Raw genomic sequence first — 8,584 nt, forward strand, 5'->3', positions numbered from 1 at the left:
TTCTTTGGGTTAGTATAGCCTCTTAGCAGTTGTCCAATTTAATTATGCCACTACAATAATGCTTGAGGTGATATTTGAACAAAACTTAAGCTATAAATAGTGGTGCGCTCGGCGGGAATCGAACCCACGACCCTCGGCTTCGGAGACCGATACTCTATCCAACTGAGCTACGAGCGCATAATAAACAGTCTGCTATATTGATCAACACAGTACCTTAACAGGTGTCAAAGGTCTTATGAAGTATCGAAAAATAAAGACCGCTTAGTCTAACAAATAAATAGCATAAAGCCAATAAATCAAGGCTGAGATTAATGTTTTTTCAGAAAAAACAAGATAGTCATTAAACAGGCATGGCAATTTACCTGTCTTTTCCCTTATAATGCTAGGGAGAATTCATATTTATAATCACCGATTACAAGTGTGCCAGCATGCTAGCACTCTGTTTGCTATTGATGACTAGTTATCATCAAAGGAGGACAAACAGTTTGTCTGAGCCGTGCAAGCCTTTGTACATGTAATAAGAGAACGTGACGAATGAGAAAAGTAGTTATGTTATCGGCAGCTGCCATTCTAGGAATTGCTAGTATCGCGGTGAGCCAAGCCGAAAGTGTTGTAGAAACGCCAGCAGCTGCCTCTGATGCAGCAGCAACGCAAGAAGTTGTAGAAAGCGCACCAACTGAGTCAGATACTGACACCGAAGCTGCTGCTGATACAACAGAGGGCGATGCTGCCACTGAAGAAACTGCCGCTGCAGCACCTGTTGCTGAAGAAGAGCCAATTCCACAAGATACGCCGCAAGTGCAAAAGCTTATTGCATTATATCCTAACTTGATTGCTCGTATTCAGCCTGTGGCTACCGTATGCTTTGAAGACGATGAAGTCTGTGATGTAACTGCACGTGCTGCTGGTCCAGCAGCTGGTGATGGACCTCGTGATGGTAAGGCTGTATATAATGCCGTATGTCATACTTGTCATGCAGCTGGTTTGCTCGGCTCTCCTGTTTTCGCTGATGCTGGCGCTTGGGGACCTCGTATAGCAAAAGGTACAGATACCTTATATACCCATGCTATCAACGGTTTTAATGCAATGCCTGCAAAAGGTGGCGCAGACATCCCTGACGAAGAAGTCCAAAATGCTGTAGATTATATGGTTGAAGCAGCAAGCTAATCTTTAATAAGTGCTTAGCTAAGCTTTTACGATTTATATCTAGAAAGCGCCTATCTCACTCAATGAGATAGGCGCTTTTTTAATCATCAATATTATCAATATGAGACTTAAGGCGTATTGTGGTTGAAATTCTCAAACAGCAACCTCATTTTATGACATTACAATATATCTTATATACAGTTATCATCTCAAAATATTTTTACATACTTTATAACAAACAAAGAGGTCTTCATGTCTGAGGTACCAGCACTTACGATAAAGAATTTATCCAAGACTTATGACAATGGTTTTTCAGCACTAAAAGGGGTGGATTTAACCGTACCGCAAGGTGGATTTTTTGCGTTACTTGGTCCAAATGGTGCAGGCAAGTCAACGATGATTGGTATTATTAGTTCGTTATTTAAGCCTACGACAGGCAGTGTGCATATTTTTGGTACTGATTTACTAGAGAACCCATCTGTTGCTAAGCAATATCTTGGAATCGTACCGCAAGAGTTTAATTTTAATATGTTCGAAAAAGTCGAAGATATTTTGATTACCCAAGCAGGTTACTTTGGTATCTCTGCTAAAGAAGCACGTCCTAGAGCGAAAAGACTGCTAACAGCACTTGGTCTGTGGGATAAACGCGATAGTAAATCACGTGAGCTATCAGGTGGTATGAAGCGCCGTCTGATGATCGCACGCGCACTGATTCATAAGCCAAAATTATTGATTTTGGATGAGCCGACTGCTGGTGTCGATATCGAGCTACGCCGCTCTATGTGGGAATTTATGCAGCAAATTAATATCGAAGAAAAAACCACGATTATTCTGACTACTCATTATCTAGAAGAAGCGGAGCAGCTATGTAAGCGTATTGCTATTTTGGATCATGGTGAGATTCGTATTAATACAGAAATGAAAGATTTGCTCGCGCAGCTATCCGTTGAGACGTTTGTCTTTGATTTAGAAACACCGCTTACCAATCAAGTGGTTTTGGAAGGAGTGACAGGAGTTTCACAGCCTGATGAGCAGACACTAGAAGTGACGTTAACGGAAGGTGAGTTTTTGAATAGTGTCTTTGAACAGCTGTCAGAGCAAGGTATTACAGTAGGAAGTATGCGCAACAAAGCCAATCGACTAGAAGAGCTGTTTATGCGCTTGGTGGATAAAAATATTCAAAGTGCAGATAGCATGAAGGAGGCGGGGTTATGAGTCAAGAAATAATAGATCCTAATAAAACCATGTCATTGAGCAAAAAGTGGATTGCTTTTCGCACTATTCTGTTAAAAGAAGTTCGCCGTATTTTGCGAATTTGGCCACAGACGTTGCTGCCACCAGTCATCACGATGAGTCTTTACTTCATTATCTTTGGTAAGATGATTGGCTCGCGTGTGGGTGAGATGGGCGGCGTGCCATATATGCAGTTTATCGTACCTGGTCTGATTATGATGTCGATCATTACCAACAGTTACTCTAACGTTGTTTCGAGCTTCTTTAGTGCCAAATTCACGGCCAGTATCGAAGAGCTATTGGTATCGCCAGTATCCAAACATGCGATTTTGATGGGCTATATCAGTGGCGGTATCTTCCGCGGGCTGGCTATTGGCGTTATTGTCTCGATAGTAGCGCTGTTTTTTACCGATTTAGGTATTGAGCATTTATTTGTGACCGTATTTACAGTACTAGGCACGTCTATCTTATTTTCACTTGGCGGCTTTATCAATGCCGTGTTTGCTCGCTCATTTGATGATATTTCTATCGTTCCAAGCTTTGTGTTGACGCCGCTTACTTATCTTGGTGGCGTGTTTTATTCGATGGAAAATCTATCACCATTTTGGCAAAATATCTCGTTATTGAACCCTATCGTTTATATGGTCAACTCATTCCGTTACGGTATCCTTGGCTACTCTGATGTCAATGTTTGGTATTCGATGGCGGCTATTTTTGTATTCTGTGCGATATTTTATACCATCGCCTATCGCTTGCTCAGTAATGGCTCACGTGTGCGTTTATAAATTAAAAGATGACGGAGGTTTATAAGTCGTCATTTGTCATAAGTAGCTTGTAATTCATAGACTGATAACCTTATTATAAGAGCCCAATATTGTTGGGCTTTTTTTATGTATAAAATCTTTGTAAGCAGTATGAGTAAGGCTGCTACCGCAGGTCTGTTAATGGCAGTATTCAATCACGCTGATAAGTTAAAGATGGTCTATAATATGCAAATTTATCTACAGATTGAAGGTATCAATTATGGCAGTTTCTAGTCATTTGCCAACATCCACAAGTACAACTGGAACGGGTCAATGTACGGCTATAATTACTATATCTAGAATGCAACCGTTTACCGTACATTTTAGACGGCCTGATATCAAGCCGTTATCAGCTAATGAGATAAAAGGCTCTATAGATTATTATGATGGCAGTTATGGTTTTGATTGGCTAAGAGATGAGTATATCTACGATATTGAGGAAGTATATGAATTAGGTAAAGATCCTTCAACAAATAACACTACACTTATGAGATTATATAAAGGTAAAGTTGAAGATTTAATTAATGAATATAGTAGGTTTAGTTCTTCAGACAAAAAAATCGCTGAAATTGAAAGTATCGAAACAGTACTAAAAGAAACTTACGTACCAGCTTGGTTATCTATTTTTCCAACCAGTTATAGCTCAGATGAAAATAGTACTGGCGTAGATCTATACTTACAAGTGGAGCAAGAACAACTGTTAGGAGTAGCTATCTGCCCATTGCAGAGTCCTGAAAGTATTGCTATCTCGTTTGATGCGGGCAATGATAGTGGTATCAGCATCACAGCACCAGGTATTAGCACTTTGGCTGATTTGCTGGGAGGGAGTGAGACTGAGTTAAAGCGACATTTTGACGGTCCAGAACTGCAAAATAAAGTGATTAGACGCTATAGAGATAACAGTAAAAAAATAAATATTACCGCCACGACTGGTAGTGATAAGGTGAGAGTCATTAAGATCATCGCTACTACTAAAAAAATAACCAAAACGGTTGGTTTGTTGTGTGTGTACCCGAATGATACGATCAAGCAAGCTGATATTAAGGCAGTTCCTTACATCATCTTCAAGAACGGAAAAGAGTCTCCCATGCCTAATCCTATTGACATACAACAGTATGTTAATCGGTATTTTTTAAACCAATCGTTAGTTCAAGGCACGGTGAGTAGAGAGCCAAGTTTGGATATCACCAACAGTGAGCAGTTTACCAGACCTATGTTGGATAATTTAAATAAGAATATGAAGACTTATATTCAGGTTAACCCTGCGACAAATACTTATTATATAGATAGCCGACATGCTAAATCCTTTAGCGATACAATGGTAGCACTCTATGAGGATGCCCGTAAGCTGAAGCTTAATGATGATGGTGATAACCAAAAAACATATGTCTTTTTTACAGACTTTCCTGTATATAAGCCACTATCAGGAAATTTCAGTTATGCAGTCTACGGGGCGGCAGAAAATACAGAGCAGACACTTTGTTCTAGTTGTTCTGCCAAAAAAACCGTCTGGGGAAACACAGTCGTTATGTTTGCATCTGGTAATACTAGGTTAGGAAAGATCTCTCATGAATTGGGCCATAGTTTTAGCTTACCTCATACTTTTGACAACGGTCAGTCGACACCTCATGCTTTTTATCAAGGCTACACAGATAACGTGATGGATTATCCAAATAAAATCAATACGGAAATAAAAAATCCATACGAAGACAGTTTACTCTCTTTATTTAAATGGCAATGGAACCTCATTCGTCAGGATAGAAGTATCAAATAACAGGCAGCTTTATTATTATGATTCAATCAAAATTGTTGTTAAACAGTCTTATCGTTTTAGCTGTTGGCTTTGTCACACTGTCAGCGCACGCCTATGAAGCATTTCAAAGTGCTTGTTTCCCTGATGGTTATATACCAGATCCTAACGATGAGCTGCCTTATGCGCCACCAGAACCCTTAACAGGCATTGAGAGAGAAAAGCCTATCGTATTGATGACTAGGAAGGAGTTTAACGAGAGAATACGGTTATCACCACTGTGGGAGTCTTTGTATGATAAAGAGTTAGAGTATGGTAGCTATGGTTCTTCTTATAGTTTTAAAACGTTAGGAGAGCTGATGGGTGCTAATAGTTATATTCGTGTCACGAGTCATTTAGATGGACATTACTGGAAAGAGAGTCAGAGGCTTACTCAGTTATCTTATGGCAATCATGATCTTAAACAAAGAAATCAGTATCACCACCAGCTCCTAGAGCAAGAAAGGATTGAGATGATCGAAACTCTCAAATTAGCAATAGATAATATAGATGATAAAACCGCTAGCGAGATCATTGATAAGCTGTATGAGCAGTATATGGACAAAGTGAATAATAAGGCATATCTATCGGATGCAGAGACTATCCATACTTATATCGAGTATGATGGCAAAAATATATCTTTTTGGGGTAAGGTTAACTGCAAATACGATATGTTTACTGGCATGACTATTGATTAAAGTATCCTAGCTATAAATTAAAATACGAAGGTATTTGGTGGTTTGGGACAGGATAAGCATTGACTGTATCCTTATTTTAAAATGGCTATGGAACATCATGATTCAATCAAAATTGTTGTTAAACAGTCTTATCGTGTTAGCTGTTGGCTTTGTCACACTTTCAGCGCACGCCTATGAAGCATTTCAAAGTGCCTGTTTCCCTGATGGTTATACACCAGACCCTAACGATGAGCCACTTTATGCACCACCAGCACCCTTGACAGGCATTGAGAGAGAAAATCCTATCGTATTGATGACTAGGAAGGAGTTTAACGAGAGAATACGGTCATCGCCATTGTGGGAGTCTTTGTATGATAAAAAATTAAGGAATGGTAGCTATGGTTCTTTTTATAATTTTAAAACGTTAGTAAAATTAATAGGTTCAGGCAGTTATATTTACGTTGAAAGCAGCTTAGATGGGCATTACTGGAAAGAGGATCAGAGGTTTACTCGGCTAACTTATGGCAACTATGGTCTTAAACAAAGAAATCAGTATCATCATCAGCTCCTAGAGCAAGAAAGGATTGAGATGATCGAAACTCTCAAATTAGCAATAGATCATATAGATGATAAAACCGCTAGTGAAATCATTGATAAGCTGTATGAGCAGTATATGGACAAAGTGAATAATAAGACATATCTATCGGATGGTCAGACCATTCATACTTATATCGAGTATGATGGTAAATTCATAGCCTTCCGGGGTAAGGTTAACTGCAAATACGATATGTTTACAGGTATGACTATTGATTAAAGTGCTGTATCTGTAAATCAAAATACGAAGATATTTGGTGGTTTGGGACAGGATAAGCGTTGACTGTATCTTTTTTTAAAATGGCAATGGAACATCATGACTCAATCAAAACTGTTGTTAACTAGTCTTATCGTGTTAGCTGTTGGCTTTGTCACGCTTTCAGCGCAAGCAAGCTTACCCAAAGCAACTATTGATGATTATGTTTGGGAGATGATAGAAGGGTCTATTTATCCTAACTGGGGTGAGGATTGTTATAGTAAAGATGAACCAAAATATCGAGCTTGCCTGGATCAGAGTGCGATGATTTATAATAAAAATCTCATCGAAAAACTACAATTATCAAGATATGTTTCTCGTCAGCTAAACCAAACCACTATTACGATACCCAATCATGAAGCACCTATCATATTGACCGATACGCCTGTACAGGACATAGACGGGGACGGCCTTAGATATGTTTATCTGATAAATCGCTACGATGAGGATAAAAACTGGCTTTATCTATCTGGACAAGTCTATGAAACGAATAACACAGTATTTGTTGATCTAAACACGGGCTTTATGCAAGAGTTTGAAGGATCGCATTTGACGTTCTCACCAGACATGACTTATGCAGCCACGGTTAAAGTTGAGTTTCCAGGAGAAGAAGAGGTTCTCATTTGGAAAAAGGACAAACACGGTAACTATCAGTATGATAGAAGCAATATAGATTATGATAAATTTCAGCAACACTTCAAGTTTTATGACAGTCGTAAGTATAATCCAAGCCCTTATAGTGTAAAGCTTGAATGGATTACCAATGATAGCTTATTAGTAGATTTTTATTTTAAAATGAATGAGCATGACACTATTGCTTATCGAGTACGATTTAATTATGTGAAGACTGAGCCTACCTCAGACTGGCAAATGATTCCCATAAAATAGTTCATTGCTGTAAAATGAATGGTTTTTGTTTCATTGTATTTAGGCATGAAAGGTAAGCACTTTATGAGTATCCACGGTATTTTAGGTGAGCAAACCACGGACTATCCAACCGAGTATAGCCCAGAGACGCTATATCCTATCGCTCGTCGTATGGGGCGCGATACGATTGGCTGGCAAGACGATAAATTAGCAGTTGGTGTCGATTGGTGGCAGGCATTTGAGCTGTCTTGGTTAAATAAGCAAGGCATCTCGCAAGTGGCTATCGCACGCTTTGGAATTCCTGCTAGCTCGGCATTTATCGTAGAGTCAAAATCATTGAAATTATATCTGAACAGTATTAATTTCACTGAATTTGACACTTGGGTAGAAGTGCAGGCGCTGATTGCCAAAGATTTATCGGCTTGTGTGCAAGCAGAAGTCACCGTTGAGTTGTTTGGCTTAGATGACGAGCAAGGCAATGAGCAGGCAGGATTATTGATAGCACAGCCTGATGGCGTTTGTATTGATGATGCCTTGGCAAATAGTAGCGAGAAAGTCGCGCTGTGCGAGCATCCTGATGCGTCGCTGCTGCGTGATAATGGCGCAGAAATAAATAGCGAGAATGTGGTGAATAATGGCGCCCAGCCTTATAGTTTTTATTCTAATTTGCTGCGTAGTAATTGTCCGGTGACCAATCAGCCAGATTGGGGCGTGTTGGCGGTATCGATTACGACGGATAAGGCTGTAAATACGGCTAATATGCTGCGTTATATCTTGAGCTTCCGTCAGCACAACGGCTTTCATGAGCAATGCGTTGAGCAGATATTTGCTGATCTAAGCCGATATTATGAGCCAAGCGCCTTGATGGTACGTGCATGGTATACGCGCCGAGGTGGTATCGATATCAATCCTTGCCGTGTTAGTGATATAAATCTACTGCCACAGCCTAGCCGTTTGATTCGTCAATAGGGCAGTTATCATAGTTAAACAGCTCTGAGATGAGTACAAGGCAGCCAACTGTAGGTTATGCAAGTAATCCGTCTAAAAAGGCTAGCGGTTGAGTATTTATCTGGCTATAGCTGAGCAAAATATATAACGACTTGTAGCCAAGAAAAAAGCGCCTATCTCATTTAATGAGATAGGCGCTTTTTATGGCACAGCTTTTAATACCAAACCCAAAATATATAGTATAATCCGCTTATGACTATACCAATACATA

9 protein-coding genes and 1 tRNA gene are annotated in these 8,584 nt (G+C 39.6%); 9 read left to right on the forward strand and 1 reads right to left on the reverse strand.

The window, feature by feature from the left end:
• Positions 1–100 precede the first annotated feature (100 nt).
• Positions 101–177: transfer RNA gene (locus tag EI164_RS12610), tRNA-Arg, on the reverse strand.
• 357 nt (positions 178–534) lie between these two features.
• Here EI164_RS12610 and EI164_RS12615 point away from each other — a divergent pair.
• The 9 genes from EI164_RS12615 to queF all read left to right on the forward strand — a co-directional run bounded on the left by EI164_RS12615 (position 535) and on the right by queF (position 8,334).
• Positions 535–1,167, forward strand: a complete 633-nt coding sequence (locus tag EI164_RS12615) for a c-type cytochrome (protein WP_192520300.1) — start codon at positions 535–537, stop codon at positions 1,165–1,167.
• A 231-nt stretch (positions 1,168–1,398) separates the two neighbouring features.
• Positions 1,399–2,361 carry an ABC transporter ATP-binding protein gene (locus tag EI164_RS12620; RefSeq protein ID WP_192520301.1) on the forward strand — a complete coding sequence of 321 codons (963 nt, stop codon included), beginning with the start codon at positions 1,399–1,401 and terminating at the stop codon, positions 2,359–2,361.
• Positions 2,362–2,390: 29 nt separating this feature from the next.
• A complete protein-coding gene (locus EI164_RS12625; protein ID WP_192520308.1) occupies positions 2,391–3,164 on the forward strand; it encodes an ABC transporter permease in 774 nt (257 codons plus the stop codon).
• A 105-nt stretch (positions 3,165–3,269) separates the two neighbouring features.
• Positions 3,270–3,416 carry a hypothetical protein gene (locus tag EI164_RS12630; RefSeq protein ID WP_192520302.1) on the forward strand — a complete coding sequence of 49 codons (147 nt, stop codon included), beginning with the start codon at positions 3,270–3,272 and terminating at the stop codon, positions 3,414–3,416.
• The gene (locus EI164_RS12635; RefSeq protein WP_192520303.1) at positions 3,403–4,956 is read left to right on the forward strand and encodes a hypothetical protein; all 1,554 of its coding nucleotides are present in this window, start codon (positions 3,403–3,405) and stop codon (positions 4,954–4,956) included. Before EI164_RS12630 ends, EI164_RS12635 begins: the two co-directional genes overlap by 14 nt.
• Positions 4,957–4,973: 17 nt before the next feature.
• On the forward strand, positions 4,974–5,669 hold the full coding sequence (locus EI164_RS12640; RefSeq protein ID WP_192520304.1) for a hypothetical protein: 696 nt from the start codon (positions 4,974–4,976) through the stop codon (positions 5,667–5,669).
• Positions 5,670–5,766: 97 nt separating this feature from the next.
• Positions 5,767–6,462, forward strand: coding sequence for a hypothetical protein (locus EI164_RS12645; protein WP_192520305.1), 696 nt, complete (start codon positions 5,767–5,769; stop codon positions 6,460–6,462).
• A 96-nt stretch (positions 6,463–6,558) separates the two neighbouring features.
• A complete protein-coding gene (locus EI164_RS12650) occupies positions 6,559–7,386 on the forward strand; it encodes a hypothetical protein (RefSeq protein WP_192520306.1) in 828 nt (275 codons plus the stop codon).
• A 63-nt stretch (positions 7,387–7,449) separates the two neighbouring features.
• Positions 7,450–8,334 (forward strand): NADPH-dependent 7-cyano-7-deazaguanine reductase QueF, encoded by an 885-nt coding sequence (gene queF / locus EI164_RS12655; protein WP_192520307.1) that lies wholly within the window; start codon positions 7,450–7,452, stop codon positions 8,332–8,334.
• Positions 8,335–8,584: the final 250 nt, after the last annotated feature.

This window comes from Psychrobacter sp. FME13 (assembly GCF_014861395.1).
Lineage (GTDB): Bacteria > Pseudomonadota > Gammaproteobacteria > Pseudomonadales > Moraxellaceae > Psychrobacter.

Coding starts and splice junctions, on each gene's coding strand:
- EI164_RS12645 (WP_192520305.1), top strand. CDS start 5,767: ATGATTCAATCAAAATTGTTGTTAAACAGTCTTATCGTGTTAGCTGTT.
- EI164_RS12650 (WP_192520306.1), top strand. CDS start 6,559: ATGACTCAATCAAAACTGTTGTTAACTAGTCTTATCGTGTTAGCTGTT.
- EI164_RS12625 (WP_192520308.1), top strand. CDS start 2,391: ATGTCATTGAGCAAAAAGTGGATTGCTTTTCGCACTATTCTGTTAAAA.
- EI164_RS12640 (WP_192520304.1), top strand. CDS start 4,974: ATGATTCAATCAAAATTGTTGTTAAACAGTCTTATCGTTTTAGCTGTT.
- queF (WP_192520307.1), top strand. CDS start 7,450: ATGAGTATCCACGGTATTTTAGGTGAGCAAACCACGGACTATCCAACC.
- EI164_RS12615 (WP_192520300.1), top strand. CDS start 535: ATGAGAAAAGTAGTTATGTTATCGGCAGCTGCCATTCTAGGAATTGCT.
- EI164_RS12635 (WP_192520303.1), top strand. CDS start 3,403: ATGGCAGTTTCTAGTCATTTGCCAACATCCACAAGTACAACTGGAACG.
- EI164_RS12620 (WP_192520301.1), top strand. CDS start 1,399: ATGTCTGAGGTACCAGCACTTACGATAAAGAATTTATCCAAGACTTAT.
- EI164_RS12630 (WP_192520302.1), top strand. CDS start 3,270: ATGTATAAAATCTTTGTAAGCAGTATGAGTAAGGCTGCTACCGCAGGT.